General features: G+C 63.0%; 11 protein-coding genes and 1 tRNA gene. 2 read left to right on the top strand and 10 right to left on the bottom strand.

Features of this window, described 5'->3' with window-relative positions; genetic code table 11:
- The first annotated feature begins 103 nt into the window (after positions 1 to 103).
- Both LU684_RS18745 and LU684_RS18740 read left to right on the top strand, forming a co-directional pair.
- A complete protein-coding gene (locus tag LU684_RS18745) occupies positions 104 to 1,546 on the top strand; it encodes an alanine/glycine:cation symporter family protein (protein WP_060519285.1) in 1,443 nt (480 codons plus the stop codon).
- A gap of 63 nt (positions 1,547 to 1,609) precedes the next feature.
- On the top strand, positions 1,610 to 2,608 hold the full coding sequence (locus LU684_RS18740; protein ID WP_016484678.1) for an asparaginase: 999 nt from the start codon (positions 1,610 to 1,612) through the stop codon (positions 2,606 to 2,608).
- Positions 2,609 to 2,714: 106 nt separating this feature from the next.
- Here LU684_RS18740 and LU684_RS18735 read toward each other — a convergent pair.
- The 10 genes from LU684_RS18735 to LU684_RS18690 all read right to left on the bottom strand — a co-directional run bounded on the left by LU684_RS18735 (position 2,715) and on the right by LU684_RS18690 (position 14,677).
- Positions 2,715 to 2,810: transfer RNA gene (locus LU684_RS18735), tRNA-Sec, on the bottom strand.
- 6 nt (positions 2,811 to 2,816) lie between these two features.
- Positions 2,817 to 4,739, bottom strand: coding sequence for a selenocysteine-specific translation elongation factor (gene selB / locus LU684_RS18730; RefSeq protein WP_232894897.1), 1,923 nt, complete (start codon positions 4,737 to 4,739; stop codon positions 2,817 to 2,819).
- Positions 4,736 to 6,163, bottom strand: coding sequence for an L-seryl-tRNA(Sec) selenium transferase (gene selA / locus LU684_RS18725; RefSeq protein ID WP_060519289.1), 1,428 nt, complete (start codon positions 6,161 to 6,163; stop codon positions 4,736 to 4,738). Before selA ends, selB begins: the two co-directional genes overlap by 4 nt.
- A gap of 154 nt (positions 6,164 to 6,317) precedes the next feature.
- A complete protein-coding gene (gene fdhE / locus LU684_RS18720; RefSeq protein ID WP_023048323.1) occupies positions 6,318 to 7,244 on the bottom strand; it encodes a formate dehydrogenase accessory protein FdhE in 927 nt (308 codons plus the stop codon).
- A 4-nt stretch (positions 7,245 to 7,248) separates the two neighbouring features.
- Positions 7,249 to 7,905, bottom strand: a complete 657-nt coding sequence (locus LU684_RS18715) for a formate dehydrogenase subunit gamma (RefSeq protein WP_016484674.1) — start codon at positions 7,903 to 7,905, stop codon at positions 7,249 to 7,251.
- Positions 7,902 to 8,852, bottom strand: coding sequence for a formate dehydrogenase subunit beta (gene fdxH / locus LU684_RS18710; protein WP_016484673.1), 951 nt, complete (start codon positions 8,850 to 8,852; stop codon positions 7,902 to 7,904). Before fdxH ends, LU684_RS18715 begins: the two co-directional genes overlap by 4 nt.
- Positions 8,852 to 11,920, bottom strand: a complete 3,069-nt coding sequence (gene fdnG / locus LU684_RS18705) for a formate dehydrogenase-N subunit alpha (protein ID WP_139138803.1) — start codon at positions 11,918 to 11,920, stop codon at positions 8,852 to 8,854. Before fdnG ends, fdxH begins: the two co-directional genes overlap by 1 nt.
- A 128-nt stretch (positions 11,921 to 12,048) precedes the next feature.
- Positions 12,049 to 12,810 carry an SDR family NAD(P)-dependent oxidoreductase gene (locus LU684_RS18700; protein ID WP_016484670.1) on the bottom strand — a complete coding sequence of 254 codons (762 nt, stop codon included), beginning with the start codon at positions 12,808 to 12,810 and terminating at the stop codon, positions 12,049 to 12,051.
- A 24-nt stretch (positions 12,811 to 12,834) separates the two neighbouring features.
- Entirely contained in the window at positions 12,835 to 13,620 is a 786-nt protein-coding gene (locus tag LU684_RS18695) for a sulfite exporter TauE/SafE family protein (protein ID WP_232894896.1), read from the bottom strand.
- A 31-nt stretch (positions 13,621 to 13,651) separates the two neighbouring features.
- On the bottom strand, positions 13,652 to 14,677 hold the full coding sequence (locus LU684_RS18690; RefSeq protein ID WP_060519291.1) for a TauD/TfdA family dioxygenase: 1,026 nt from the start codon (positions 14,675 to 14,677) through the stop codon (positions 13,652 to 13,654).
- Positions 14,678 to 14,979: the final 302 nt, after the last annotated feature.

Genomic DNA, 14,979 nt, shown 5'->3' with positions numbered 1-14,979 from the left:
TAACCACTCTTGTCATGGCCAACCATTCCCCCCAACGCAAAGCGGTGCGCCTGCCGTCCGCTGGTCTTTCCACACGAAGAATAAGAATCGAGGTCATTTTCCAATGCTCGAAGTACTCAACGATTTCCTTTCGGGGAAACTCCTCATCGTGCTGATCGTAGGGCTGGGTAGCTACTTCACTATCCGTTCGCGTTTCGTGCAGTTCCGCCATTTCGGCCACATGTTCACCGTTTTCAAGGAATCGCTGCGTGGCCAGGCAGGCCAGCTGAGCTCCTTCCAGGCTCTGATGCTCAGCCTGGCCGGCCGCGTAGGTGCCGGTAACATTGCCGGTGTCGGTATTGCCGTGACCCTGGGTGGCCCGGGCGCCGTGTTCTGGATGTGGGTCACCGCACTGGTGGGCATGTCCAGCAGCTTCTTCGAGTGCACCCTGGCACAGGTCTACAAGCGTGCAGACGGCGACGGCCTGTACCGTGGCGGCCCGGCGTACTACATCCAGCACGGCCTGAAGCGCAAAAGCATGGCCATCGTGTTCTCGATCCTGCTGCTGGTCACCTACGGCTTCGCCTTCATCGGCCTGCAGTCGTACACCGTGACCCATTCGCTGCAGAACGCCTTCAACTTTGCCCCAAGCCAGACCGGCATCGTCCTGGCAGTGCTGCTGGCCATCACCTTCATCGGCGGCATCAAGCGCATCGCCGCCGTGTCGGACCTGCTGGTCCCGATCAAGACCCTGGCCTACATCGGCGTGACCCTGTACGTGATCGGCACCCAGATCGAACACGTGCCGGCCATGCTCGAAACCATCTTCAAGAGCGCCTTCGGCCTCGACCCGGCGTTCGGCGGCCTGCTCGGCAGCGCCATCGTCATGGGCGTGAAGCGTGGCGTGTTTGCCAACGAAGCGGGCCTGGGCAGCGCACCGAACGTGGCCGCCGTGGCCGCCGTCAAACACCCGGGCGCCCAGGGCGTGGTCCAGGCCTTCAGTGTGTTCCTCGATACCTTCGTGATCTGCACCTGCACCGCGCTGCTGATCCTGCTGTCGGGCTTCTACACCCCAGGCTTCGAGGGTGACGGCATTGTCCTGACCCAGAACTCGCTGGCTGCCGTGGTCGGTGACTGGGGCCGTGTGTTCGTCAGCGTGGCGCTGTCGCTGTTCGTGTTCACCTGCATTCTCTACAACTACTATCTGGGCGAAAACAGCCTGCAGTTCCTCACCCGCAACCGTGTGGTGCTGATGGTGTTCCGTGGCCTGGTGCTGGCACTGGTGGTGTGGGGCTCGATGCAGGACCTGTCGACCGTGTTCGCCTTCGCCGACATCACCATGACCTGCCTGGCTTTCGTCAACCTGGTGGCCCTGGCCCTGCTGTTCAAGGTCGGCCTGCGCGTCATGCGTGACTACGACGACCAGCGCAAAGCCGGCATCGGCCAGCCTGTGTTCGATTCGTCCAAGTTCGCCGACCTGGACCTGGACCGCAATGCCTGGCCTGCCAATCCGCAGGTGGAAACAGCCGCTGACAAAGCAGCCGTCCAGGCTCAGCCGCAGCGCTGATATCCTCCCCTGCCCAGCCGCCCCTTCCGCGGGCGGCTTTTCTTTCTCCGCTCACCGCTACGGATGTTTTCCATGCGTGCAGTCAAGAATCTTCTCGTTCTCTACACCGGTGGCACCATCGGCATGCTCGAAACCCCGGAAGGCCTGGCGCCGGCCGGTGGCTTCGAAGCGCGGATGCGCGAACACTTCGCCCACATGGCCGATGCGCCCCGGCTGCAATGGACCTTGCAGGAACTGAACCCGCTGCTCGACAGCGCCAACATGCACCAGCACAACTGGCTGGCGATGCGCGATGCCATCGTCGAAGCCGTGGAGGTGGCAGGCCATGATGGCGTGCTGGTGCTGCACGGTACCGACAGCATGGCTTACAGCGCTGCGGCGTTATCGTTCTTGCTGCTGGGTTTGCCAGTGCCGGTGCTGCTGACCGGCTCGATGCTGCCGGCAGGTGCCACAGACAGCGATGCCTGGGCCAACCTGTGCGGCGCGTTGCACCAGTTCGAATCCGGCCTGGAGGATGGCGTGCAGCTGTACTTCCATGGCCAGTTGCTGCATGGCTGCCGGGCATCAAAGTTGCGCAGCGAGGCGTTCGATGCCTTTGCTGCGCTGCCGCGCCATCGTGACGGCGAGCGGGCCCATGTTATCCCTGCCGAACTTGGCTACAAGCATCCGCGTCAGCCGGTCAACCTGGCGATCGTGCCGGTGTTCCCCGGGCTGCAGGCCGCGCACCTGCAAGCCTTGATCGACAGTGGTGTGCAGGGCTTGCTGCTGGAGTGCTACGGCAGCGGTACCGGGCCGTCAGATGACCAGGCGCTGCTGAGTGTGCTGAGCGCAGCACGCCAGCACGGCGTGATGCTGGCGGCTATCAGCCAGTGCCCTGAGGGTTCGGTGGTATTCGATACCTATGCGGCGGGTAACCGCTTGCGTGGGGCCGGGCTGGTCAGTGGCGGTGGCATGACCCGTGAAGCGGCGCTGGGCAAGATGGTTGCGCTGCTGGGGGCGGGGTTGGATGTGGATACTGCAGAACAGTGGTTTGCCCTGGATCTGTGTGGGGAGCGGGCTTAGGCTTCACCCTTCAGGGCCTCTTCGCGGGTGAACCCGCTCCCACAGGTACCGTGCAAGTCCCAAGAGCTGTGAAGCGCCCCGTAGAGCCCCGACAGGCGAATGAAAATGGCGGAAGGCAGCGGGAGTCGAACCTGCCCGGGAACGGCTGCCGTCCCCAACCGGGTTTGAAGCCCGGCCGCGCCACCGGGCGCGATTGCCTTCCTTGAACTCAGTGCCTGGCCTGTTGCTGGGCCAGGGCGCTGTCGGCGCGGATGTGACGCTGGTCGGCCACCCTCCGGGTCAGGCCGATGCGGTCGAAATATTCCAGAATCTGCACACTGCGCTTGCGACCGATGCCCAACATATCGCGAAACGCGGCCACCTGCACTATCGGCGTTTCGTTGGCCTGCCCCAGCAACAGCTCTGCCATGCGCTGTAATGTTGCCTCAGGGTAGAACAGGTCACGCACCACCTGATGCACCACACCGAGCCGAGCCAGCTTGCGCAGCAGCAGGCGCACTTCGGCTTCGGCGCAGTTCTCCTCATTTGCCAGGGTCCTGACCCAGGGCGGATCGTACTGCCCCGCCAGCAACTTCGGCTGCAAACGCGCCCACAAAGCACTGTCGGCTTCGCTCAATTGCACCTTGTGATCGGGCAAGTGCATCCAGGGCCCGCTGCTGGCGATGGCGCCGTCATCGAGCAGTTCATCCAGCAGGCTGACGAATGCCGGCCGCTCAAGGGGCAAGGCCGCAAAGCGGCGCAGGCGGTCTCGGTCCGGCCCGAGCTGGTCAGGCTCCTGCTCATGGAACCGCGCCAACTGCTCCACCACCTGTTGCTTCAGCGCCAGCCACTGGCGGTTGGCAAACAGCAGTTGCCCCTGCCGCGTGGCCACCACCCATACATCCTCCGGCAGCTGCCATGTTGCACGCGGGCGATTGAACTGCCGCTCGAGCCGCTGGGGGTCAATACCACCGGGCGCGGTAGCGAGCAGTGCTGGCAAGGCCTGCTCCAGATCCTCGGTATCTCGTAGTACCTGCAACTGGCGCAGGCGCTCATCGCTGCGGCGCTGCCGGCTTGGCGCGAACGGGTCCAGTACTTTGCCGCCCCCCAAAGTGCGCTGGGCACGCTGGTCACGCAGCACCAGGCGATCGCCGTGCACGGCCTGCAACGGCGCATTGAGCAGCAGCTGGGCGAACATGCGCTGGCCCGCCACCAGGGACTCGCCTTCGAGCAAGGCCACGCGGGCGGTTACATCCTGGGTGCCGAGGTGCACGTGTACAGCGCTGAAATGCTCAAACGTGCGGGGCTCGCCCGGCAGCAGGTTCAGCTCGATATCCACCCGCACGCTGGGCGCATGCAGCCACTCAGGCACCAGCCAGTCACCCCGATGCACGTGGTCCAGCGCCAGGCGTTCGGCCGTGATATTCAACGCCACCCGTTGGCCCGCCTCAGCCACCAGCGCGGCCTGGTTCTGCGCATGCAGGCCTCGTACCCGCACCGGTTTGCCGGCCTTGCCCAGCAACAAGGTGTCACCGGCACTGACGCGCCCCGCCAGCGCCGTGCCGGTTACCACCACGCCGGCACCGGTAACCGCGAAAGCACGGTCCACAGCAAGACGAAAACCGCCGCTATCGCTGCGCTGCCGCACCGTGGCTTCGGCCTCCAGCAAGGCCTGACGCAGCGCAGCTACGCCTTCCCCACTGAGGCTCGACAATGGAAACTGCTGCGCCCCGGCATAGGGCCCGCGCGCCAGCAGCTCTTCGACTTGCAGCTTAACTTCGGCCACGCGCAAGGGCTCGACGCGGTCGCATTTGCTGATCGCCACCAAAGCCTGGGGAATGCCCAACAGCTCGATGATCGCCAGATGCTCGCGGGTCTGCGGCATGACCCCGTCGTCGGCAGCCACCACCAGCAACACCAGGTCGATACCCTGGGCACCAGCCAGCATGTTGTGGATAAAACGCTCGTGACCCGGCACATCGATGAAGCCGGTCAGCGGTGCACCTTCAACCAGCGCCGCGTAGCGATAGCCCAGGTCAATGGTCATGCCGCGTGCACGCTCCTCCTGACGCTGGTCGCCGGCCTGCCCGGTCAGCGCCTGCAGCAGTGCGGTCTTGCCATGGTCGATATGGCCGGCGGTGCCGACGATCACTGCACCGGCCCCAGTTGCAGGGTGGGTAACTGCGCCAGCCACTCGGCTTCGTCATCCAGTTGGCGCAGGTCCAGCCACAGAGCGTCGTCATCGATACGGCCGAGCACCGGTACCGGCAGGCCGCGCAGCGCCCGCTCCAGCACATGCAGGCTGCGCCCTCGCAACTTCTTCGATACCTGCGGGCGCAGGCACAGGGCTGCACTGGGCAAGCGCGCCACCGGCTGACTGCCACTGCCGATCATGCCCAGCGCCGGCTCCACGCTGACAGCCCATTGCTCACCGAGGCGAGCCTTGAGCTCAGGGGCCAGGCGTTCGGCCTGGGCCTGTATATCGGCCTGGCTACGGGTCAACAGACGCAGGCTGGGCAGGCGCTCGGCCAGGCGGTCAGGGTTGCGGTACAGCGCCAGCACCGCTTCGAGTGCAGCGAGGGTGATCTTGTCGACGCGCAGCGCACGCTTGAGTGGGTTTTTCTTGATCCTGGCGATCAAGTCCTTGCGACCGACGATAATCCCGGCTTGCGGCCCGCCCAGCAGTTTGTCGCCGCTGAAGGTGACGATGTCGGCACCGTCGGCCAACGCCTGACGCACCGTGGGCTCGGCGGGCAAGCCCCAGCGGGTGAGGTCCAACAGGCTGCCACTGCCCAAGTCTTCGAGCAGCGGCAGTTCATGCTGGTGGGCGATGCGCGCCAGCTCGGCCGTGGGTACATGGGTGGTGAAGCCCTGGATGCTGTAGTTGCTGCAATGCACGCGCATCAGCAAGCCGGTGCGCGGGCCGATGGCAGCCTCGTAGTCGCGGGCGTGGGTGCGGTTGGTGGTGCCGATCTCGTGCAACTTTACGCCAGCACGGGCCATGATGTCGGGGATACGGAATGCGCCGCCAATCTCGATCAGTTCTCCCCGCGAAATGATGCCTTCTTTGCGTGCACCCAAGCTATTGAGCGCCAGCAACACAGCGGCAGCATTGTTGTTGACCACGGTGACGGCTTCGGCACCGGTCAGCTCGCGGATCAGGCCTTCGATCAAGTCATCGCGGTCGCCACGTTTGCCGGTGGCCAGGTCGAACTCCAGGTTGAGCGGATAGCGGGCGGCGGTTTGCATGGCCTCAATGGCTTCTTCCGGTAGCAAGGCGCGGCCCAGGTTGGTGTGCAGCACGGTGCCGGTGAGGTTGAACACGCGGCGGACCTGGCTTCGTTGCTGGGTGGCCAGGCGCTCGCCGGTGCGACCCAAGAGGATTTCGGGGGCCAGTTCGGCGGGGGTGAGTTGGCCTTGCCGGGCGGGTTCGCGCAGGTCGTCTAGCAGTTGGCGCAGCGTATTCAGCACGCCCTCGCGGCCGTGGCGATCGATCAACGGGAGGCAGGCCGGGTGGCGCAGGAGGGTGTCGATGGAAGGCAGGCGTGGGGTGTTATCGGCGAGGCTTGAAGACATCAGGTACTACCTTGAGCTGGGCCGTTGTCTGTTCTGGCCTCTTCGCGGGGCAAGCCCGCTCCCACAGGTATTGCACCGATGTCAAAGCAGGTACTGTACCTGTGGGAGCGGGTTTACCCGCGAAGAAGGCGACTCGGTGTTTCAGTGTAGACACTCACCCACCACCCGGGGCGAGCATCAGGTTGGGCGCCAGGCGATGAAAGCCCTCCTCGTCCAGGCGCATATCCAGCGCCAGGCTGGCCAGGTCATCGGCCAGCGGTTCGGCCGCCGCGTCGTTCTCCAGGTAGTTCTGCTTCAGGTAGCTGTTGCACCCCGGGCAGCATTCGGCGCGCAGCGGCGCCTTGCCCGGCGCGTGGCGGTCATCCTCCAGGCTGGTGTAGCGCAAGTCCTTGCTCGACTCGCAGTACACGCATTTGACCCTCACCACATGCCATTCACAGGCGCACAGCGAACAGGCCAGATAACGCAAACCATTGTGCTTGCCACGGTTGCGCACCACCCCGGCCATAGCCGGCGAACCGCACGCCGGGCACTGGGCCAGGCTACCGGCGGGCTTGAGTTCAGGCGCCGGCAGCGCCAGCAACCAACTGGACCAGGCTGCCTGCAGCGCAGCCCCCAGGAACGGCACCAGTGCTGCAGGCACCGCATCGTACTGGCCAGCCAGCAAGGCAATGCCCCAGCCTTTGCGCTGGTGGTCATCACTGCCGCGCAGCGCCTGCAACGCCTCCCCCATCGGGCCGGTTGTTGCGCCGCTGAAGTGCTCTAGCAGGGCTTGCAACCAGACAAGCCACGGCCCTTCACGCACCAGGCTGTCGGCCGCCAGCGGCGGCAAACCATGGCTTATGCACAGGCGCTGGCGCTCCTCGGCCACCGGCATGCCGGCGGGGGGGTTATCCACAAGCTGCTGCTGGATGCGGCATAACCGTGCAATCAACTGCAGGTAGTCACCAAGGGCATTGCCTTCGGCCAGTTGCTCAAGGCGTGCGGCACGCAGCTCGAACAGATTGGCGGGGGGCAGGTGCAAAAACGGCGGCGCTACTGCCGACGCTTCAATCTGCCCGGGTTCGAGTATCGTGCTCAAGCGCTTATCCTTCTTTTCGTCCGTGATTGCCCGGTGTCTTGTCACCGGTGACTTCGCGGTACCACAACGCATGGTGCTTGCGCGCCCAGGCACGGCTGACCCAGCCGTGCAGCATGGCGCCGATCGAGCCCTTGATCCAGATGCCGGCGTAAATGTGCACGATGATGCTGAGAATCAGCACGAAGCCCGCCAGCGCGTGAGCCAGCGACGCCAGGCGAATCGCGCCGATGTCGAAGAAATGGCTGAAATACGCCCGCCAGATCACCACGCCGCTAACCAACAACACCAGCATGCACAGCAACAGGGTCCAGAACAGCAACTTCTGCCCTGCGTTGTACTTGCCGATGGGGGGTACGCCGTCCTCGCGGTTGACCATCACCCGATCAATGCGGCGCAACCACAGGCGGTCGTTGGCGGTGATGAAGTTGGCGCGCCAGAAGCGCACCACCAACCCGAGGAAAAACACGAACATCGCCACGCCCATGAACGGGTGCAGGATGCGTGTCCACGGCCCGCCGCCGAACAGATGGCTTAACCAGAACAGCGCCGGGTGAAACAGCGCCAGCCCGGAAAGCCCGGCCATGAAGAACAGAATGGCGACGATCCAGTGGTTGGTCCGCTCGTTGGCGGTGTAGCGCAGGATGGGTTTGTTGTCGTTCATGGCCGCTGCTCCCCTTGCCCACCGGGCTGCTTCGGATCGTAGACATGCACCGCGGGGTCCACTTGGTGCACGCTGTCATCGGGCGGCGTCGGGTGTTCGTCTTCCTCTACCCGCTGCGGGCCAACCCGCACGTAGTGGAAGAACCCCGCCAGCACCGCTGCGCCCATGGCCAGCAGCGCCAGCGGCTTGGTGAAGCCTTTCCACAGCCCCACCAGCGGGCTGATCACCGGCTGGTCCGGCAGGCCGGCGTACAGCCTCGGCGTGTCGGCATGATGCAGCACGTACATCACGTGGGTGCCACCGACGCCGTCCGGGTCGTACAACCCCGCCTTGTCGTAGCCCCGTGACTTCAGGTCGACGATGCGCTCGGCAGCGTGCACCTTCATCTCGTCCTTGCTGCCGAACACGATCGCACCGGTCGGGCAGGTTTTCACACAGGCCGGCTCCAGGCCCACGCTGACGCGGTCGGAACACAGGGTGCACTTGTACGCCTTGTGGTCCTTTTGCGAGATGCGCGGGATGTTGAACGGGCAGCCGGTGATGCAGTAACCGCAACCAATGCAGTGGTCCTGGTTGAAGTCGACGATACCGTTGGCGTGCTTGATGATCGCCCCCGGGCTGGGGCAGGCCTTCAGGCAACCGGGGTCGGCGCAGTGCATGCAACCATCCTTGCGGATGAGCCACTCCAGGTTGCCGTCGTCGCGCTCGTGCTCGGTGAAGCGCATCAGGGTCCAGGTCTCGGCGGTGAGGTCCTGGGGGTTGTCGTAGGTACCGTGGTTGTGGCCGACCTCGTCACGCAGTTCGTTCCACTCCGAGCACGCCACCTGGCAGGCCTTGCAGCCGATGCACTTGGTGGTGTCGATCAGCTTGGCGACTTCCTGCTGCTGACGTACCGAAGACGGTACGGTGGTGGTGGCCGAGCGGGCGATGATGTCTTGGCTGGCCATCAGAGTTTCTCCACTTTGACGAGGAACGACTTGGACTCCGGCGTCTGCGTGTTGCCGTCACCAAGGAATGGCACCAGGGTATTGGTCAGGTAGCCATGCCGCGTTGCGCCGGTGAAGCCCCAATGCAACGGGATGCCGATCTGGTGCACGGTCTGGTTGTTGACCTGCAGCGGGCGAATCCGCTTGGTCACTACCGCCACCGCATCGATATGCCCGCGCTTGCTCGACACCCGCACCCGGTCGCCGGCCTTGATGCCTTTCTCATTGGCCAGCACCTCGCCTATCTCGACGAACTGCTCGGGCTGGGCAATGGCGTTGAGCCGGCAATGCTTGCTCCAGAAGTGGAAGTGCTCGGTCAGCCGGTACGTGGTCGCCGCATAGGGGAACTCGTCGTGCGTGCCGAGGGTGTCCCACACCGAGTCGAAAATGCGCCCGGCCGGGTTGCTGACCACCTTCTTGTTCTGCGGGTGCAGCGGGTTGATGCCAATCGGTGTTTCGAATGGCTCGTAGTGCTCGGGGAACGGGCCTTCGGCCATTTTGTCGATGGCGAAGAAACGCGCCACGCCCTCGGGGTTCATGATGAACGGGTTCATCCCCGCTTCCGGTGGCGAGTCGACCTTGAAGTCCGGCACGTCGGTGCCGGTCCAGGCCTTGCCGTTCCACCACACCAGGCGCTTTTTCTCCGGGTCCCACGGCTTGCCTTGTGGGTCGCTGGAGGCACGGTTGTAGAGGATGCGGCGGTTGGCCGGCCAGGCCCAGGCCCAGTTCTGCACCTGATGCATGCCGTAGGGGTCGCTGTTGTCGCGACGGGCCATCTGGTTGCCCTGCTCGGTCCAGCTGCCGGCGAAGATCCAGCAGCCAGACGCGGTGCTGCCATCGTCCTTCAGTTGCCCGAAGCCCGACAGCTGCTGGCCAGCTTTGAGCATGGCGCCGGTGGCGTCGGTAACGTCGGTGACTGCCCAGCCGTTCATCTCCTTGGCCAGCTCCTCCGGGGAGGGCTCTTCAGGGATCTTGTACGGCCAGCTGATGTTCATCAGCGGGTCGGGGTAGGCGCCGCCCTCGGTCTGGTAGCGTTGACGCAGGCGCAGGAACAGCTCGCTCATGATCTGCACGTCGGTGCGGGTCTCGCCAGGGCCGTCGGCGCCCTTCCAGTGCCACTGCAGCCAACGGCTGCTGTTGACCAGCGAGCCGTCTTCCTCGGCGAAGCAGGTGGTGGGCAGGCGGATCACTTCGGTCTGGATACTGGCCGTGTCGACGTCGTTGAACGGCCCGGCATTGCGCCAGAACTCCGAGGTCTCGGTAGCCAGCGGGTCCATGATCACCAGCCACTTGAGCTTGCCCAACGCCGCAGTCACGCGGTTCTTGTCCGGCAGCGCAGCAATCGGGTTGAAGCCCTGGCATACGTAGCCGTTAACCTTGCCTTGGCTCATCATCTCGAACATGCGCAGCACGTCATAGGCAGGCACGTCGAGCTTGGGCAGCCAGTCGTAACCCCAGTTGTTGTCTGCCGTGGCGTTGGCGCCGTACCAGGCCTTCATCAGGCTGACGTGGAACTTGCCATAGTTCTGCCAGTACGACAGCTGCCCAGGGCGCAATGGCTTGGAAGCGCGCTTGTCGATGTAGCTGGCGTAGTCCTGCTCGGCATCGCCAGCCAGGGTCAGGTAACCCGGCAGCGAGTTGGACAGCAGGCCGAGGTCGGTCAGCCCCTGGATGTTGGAGTGCCCGCGCAAGGCGTTGACCCCGCCACCCGGCATGCCGACGTTACCCAACAGAAGCTGGACCATGGCCGCGCTGCGAATGATCTGCGCACCGATCGAGTGTTGCGTCCAGCCCAGCGCATAGAGAATCGTCATGGTCTTGCCCGGTACCGAGCATGTGGCGATCTCTTCCCAGACCTTCATCATGGCATCCTGCGGCATGCCACAGATCATGCTGGCCAGTTCCGGGGTGTAGCGGCTGTAATGCTGCTTCATCAGCTGGAACACACAGCGAGGGTGCTGCAGGGTCGGGTCGACTTTGGCAAAACCGTCCTCACCCAGCTCGTAACCCCAGCCGGACTTGTCGGCATACACACGCTTGGTCTCGTCGTAGCCGCTGAACAGCCCATCCTCGAAGCCATAGCTCTCTTTGACGATGAACGACACGTCGGTGTAGTTGCGCACGTACTCGTGCTGGATCTTGTCAGTACTCAGCAGGTAATTGATCAGCCCGCCCATGAAGGCGATGTCGGTACCGGTACGGATCGGCGCGTAGTAATCCGCGACCGAAGCGGTACGGGTAAAGCGTGGGTCGACCACGATCAGCCGCGCCTTGTTGTGCGCCTTGGCCTCGGTCACCCATTTGAAGCCGCACGGATGCGCTTCTGCTGCGTTGCCACCCATCACCAGGACCAGATTCGCGTTGGCGATATCGGACCAGTGGTTGGTCATGGCGCCACGGCCGTATGTCGGGGCAAGACTTGCCACCGTCGGGCCATGTCAGACACGTGCCTGGTTATCGAACCCCAGCATGCCTGTTGCGCGGACGACCTTGTGGGTCAGGTAGCCAGCCTCGCTAGAGGCGGCGGAGGCAGCAAGAAAACCGGTGGTAAGCCAGCGGTTTACAGTTTGCCCCTGGGCGTTCTTCTCGATGAAGTTGGCGTCGCGGTCCTGCTTCATCAGGCCGGCGACGCGGTCGAGCGCCTCATCCCAGCTCACCCGCACCCACTCCTTGCTGCCAGGCTTGCGCACCTCGGGGTACTGCAGGCGGCTTGGGCTGTGGATAAAGTCCAGCAGGCCGGCACCTTTCGGGCAGAGCGTGCCACGGTTGACGGGATGGTCGGCGTCACCTTCGATGTGGATGATGCTCTGTTTAACGTTTTTGCCCGCATCGCCCTGGCTGTACAGGATCAAGCCGCAGCCGACCGAGCAGTAAGGACAAGTGTTACGGGCTTCTTTGGTATGCGCCAGTTTGAAGTGGCGCACCTGCTCGGCGAAGGCCGGCGTCGGGGCCATGCCCAACGCTGCCAGGCTCGAGCCTCCAAGGCCGACTGCGGCGACCTTGAAGAATTGCCGACGGTTGAGGTCCATCGTGCACTCCTGATCAGGTTTCGGGCGCTCGGGGCATTGCCGGCACCTCGGGTCATCACGGTGGCGGCAAAGTGATGCCGCCAACCGTTAAGACTAGTCAAGAATGGCAAAAGTGCGATTGATCCCGGTCAGCACCGCGGCAGATTGCGCGCCACGTTCAAGGCCGCACTGCTCTGCGCCACCGGCATGATTTCGAGCGTATTGATGTTTACGTGTGGCGGCTGTTCGGCGATCCAGGCAACCATGGCGGCAATGTCCTCGGGCAGGATTGCCTGCACATCACGGTACAACGCATCCACCGCATTCAGGTCGCCGTTCAGGCGTACCACCGAGAAATCGGTCCCGGAACACAGCCCAGGCTCGATGTTGCTGACCCGCACGCGGGTGCCTGCCAGATCGGCGCGCAGGTTCAGGCTGAACTGACGCACGAATGCCTTGCTTGCGCCATAAACATTGCCACCCGGGTAGGGGTAAGTGCCGGCAATCGAACCCATGTTGATGATCATCCCACTGTCGGCTTCGACCATCTGTGGCAACACCGCATGGGTGACCATGGCCAGGCCGGTTATGTTTGTGTCGATCATGCGCTGCCAGTTCTCGGCGCTGCAGGCCTGAGCCCGCTCGATACCCAGCGCCAGGCCTGCGTTGTTGACCAGCACATTGATGCTCGACGCAGCTTCGTTGATCTGCGCCACTGCTGCGCTGATCGACTGCCCATCAGTCACATCCAGCGCCAGTGGAATGAAGTTGTCGCCAAGCTCATGCTCCAGTGCCTGCAGCTTGTCCATACGGCGGGCACCACCGATCACACGGTAGCCCTTGGCAACCAAGGTGCGGCATATGGCTCGGCCAAAGCCTGAGGAGGCGCCAGTCACGAATGCAGTTTTCATCAGGTTTGTCTCCCAGAGGTATTGTCAGACCAGGTACTTCACGCCCAGGCTGGTGAACAGGCACAGCATGGAAAACACCAACACCTTGCGTACCACGTCATTCCCTTTGCGCAGTGCTAATGCACTGCCCATGTGATTGCCGAGGATGTTGCATGCCACCAGCGGCAACGCCAGCAGATAGACAACCTTGCCGGCCATGATGAAGGCGACCAGCGCACCGATATTGGAGGCGAAGTTGAAGGTCTTGGAGTTGGCCGAGCTGGAAACCAGGTCCATGCGCAGCAGGTAGTGAAACGCGATGATGAACATGCTGCCGGTACCTGGGCCGAAGAAGCCGTCGTAAAAGCCGATGGCCAGACAGGTCAACGGCACGACGGTGTAGAGCATCCGCGCCGACAGCACTCGCTCCTCTATCGGGCGGTCCGTGGGGGTGAGGAAAATCAGAATGCCGAAAGGGATCAATGCAAGGATGATCTTGCCCACGGTTTCCTGAGAGATCGAGACAATCAGGTGCGCTCCCAGGTAGGCGCCGAGCAGTGAGAAAGGTACGCCAACCAGTGCCACCTGCCAGACCATCTTGCTGTTGGCCAGGAAGTTGCGGATCGCGGCCAGCGTACCCAGCGTACTGACCAGTTTCTCCTGCCCCAGCGCTACCTGAGGCGGCATGCCCACCAGCAAAAACCCTGGCACCAGAAACAACCCGCCGCCCCCGGCAATGCTGTCCACAAAGCCCGCGACAAAGGCAATGGCGCCCAGCAGCAGGATCGCCAGCAGCCAGTGTTCCGCCCAGTAAGCGCCTAACAGTTCCATAGCAGTAATTCCGTCGATAAATGAAGAGAAATCAGGAGAGCACTTCGTAAAGGTGATCGGCCCGGGCAAAGCGCACCCGGTTCAGGTCGTTGACCGCGAACACCCGTAGCAGCCAACGGTCAGCACCGTCGTTCTGCGGCTCGAAACCATCACGGGCATGCAGCACGCGCTGGTTCTTGAAGATCATGAAATCGCCTGGCAGCAGCAGGTGAGGCTCATCGAAACGCCGGGTTTCCAACAGACCGCGCAGGGTGGCCAGGGCCTGCTCGGCTCGCAGGTTCAGCCCGTGGGTGTTCTCGCTGTCGAAGCGGCACAGCCACTCGCCTGAATGGCCGCGCACCAGTACCGGCAACTCAGCGGTGCAACGGCGGTTACCGGTGAACGAATCAGGGCGGCGGATTTCGAACTGCGCTTCGCACAGTTCACGCACGGTGGCCAAGGGCAGCGACGCGATCACTGCGTCAAGGTTGACCAAGGTGGTACTGATACGCGGGTCACAGCGCATACCGAAGAACGACAGGTATTCCGGGCAGCAGGAAACACTACCCAGCGGCTCGGAGGACAATGGCAGGTCCGGATTGTCGACGTGATAGGAGAAGCGCAGCCGCGAGCCATGTGAACTCTTTTGGCTGGATGAAGTACGGGCAGGGATTACATGGCGAAACAGACGCCCGTCATTTTCACCCTCGTAGACAACCGGGTTGATGCCCATCAGATGCTGCATGGTCAGGCTGACAAGACAGGCAATCGGCGTGCTGCGCGGGCTGAGCACACCAGAGTAAGGGGTCGGAGGCACATCGCGATCGCGTGGGCAATTACGCACAATCATGCTGGTCAGTTGCGGATCCTCAACGAAACCCCGGATTTGCTGGCACAGTGCTTTGCCCAGGACCTCTTGCGCCTGCTCCTTGAGTTGCGGGTAAAGCTCTTTGCTGGTTTCGAAATCGAGCGGCGTATTGCTCAGCAAGGTTTGCCAGGCGCTGGAGACCACCCAGGGCAGGCGGATTTCCAGTGAGGTTTGAGGCTCGGCTGCTTGTTGCAGGTGTGCGCTTTCCATTTCAGGTGCTATTCCATTGGCCATTCGGTGTCTTGCTATGCCGGGCAGACGCGGCGGTTTTTGAAACCGTTCACACTTGAGCGATACGAGCGAGAGGTGCCGCTCCAGGCACCACCACATTGCATCGACTCAATCATTGTAATTACAAAAATAAACTCGATTCAATTACTTTGATTGGCCGATTGCCACCATCATTGAATCGACTCAATCAAGTTATTGATTTCAAAAGATTTCTTTTAGCAGCGCTTTTAACGCGTGATCACGCGCGTGCGCACCGGGCCAAGGCGAGCCCGCAGTGATAC

Source organism: Pseudomonas sp. NMI542_15 (assembly GCF_021283425.1).
In the GTDB taxonomy this organism is placed as follows: domain Bacteria; phylum Pseudomonadota; class Gammaproteobacteria; order Pseudomonadales; family Pseudomonadaceae; genus Aquipseudomonas; species Aquipseudomonas fortuita.
Note: the sequence above shows the minus strand (reverse complement) of the source record. Positions and strands in the feature narration are given on the sequence as shown.

Coding starts and splice junctions, on each gene's coding strand:
- LU684_RS18745 (WP_060519285.1), top strand. CDS start 104: ATGCTCGAAGTACTCAACGATTTCCTTTCGGGGAAACTCCTCATCGTG.
- LU684_RS18740 (WP_016484678.1), top strand. CDS start 1,610: ATGTTTTCCATGCGTGCAGTCAAGAATCTTCTCGTTCTCTACACCGGT.
- selA (WP_060519289.1), bottom strand. CDS start 6,163: ATGTCTTCAAGCCTCGCCGATAACACCCCACGCCTGCCTTCCATCGAC.
- LU684_RS18715 (WP_016484674.1), bottom strand. CDS start 7,905: ATGAACGACAACAAACCCATCCTGCGCTACACCGCCAACGAGCGGACC.
- fdxH (WP_016484673.1), bottom strand. CDS start 8,852: ATGGCCAGCCAAGACATCATCGCCCGCTCGGCCACCACCACCGTACCG.
- LU684_RS18700 (WP_016484670.1), bottom strand. CDS start 12,810: ATGAAAACTGCATTCGTGACTGGCGCCTCCTCAGGCTTTGGCCGAGCC.
- LU684_RS18695 (WP_232894896.1), bottom strand. CDS start 13,620: ATGGAACTGTTAGGCGCTTACTGGGCGGAACACTGGCTGCTGGCGATC.
- LU684_RS18690 (WP_060519291.1), bottom strand. CDS start 14,677: ATGGAAAGCGCACACCTGCAACAAGCAGCCGAGCCTCAAACCTCACTG.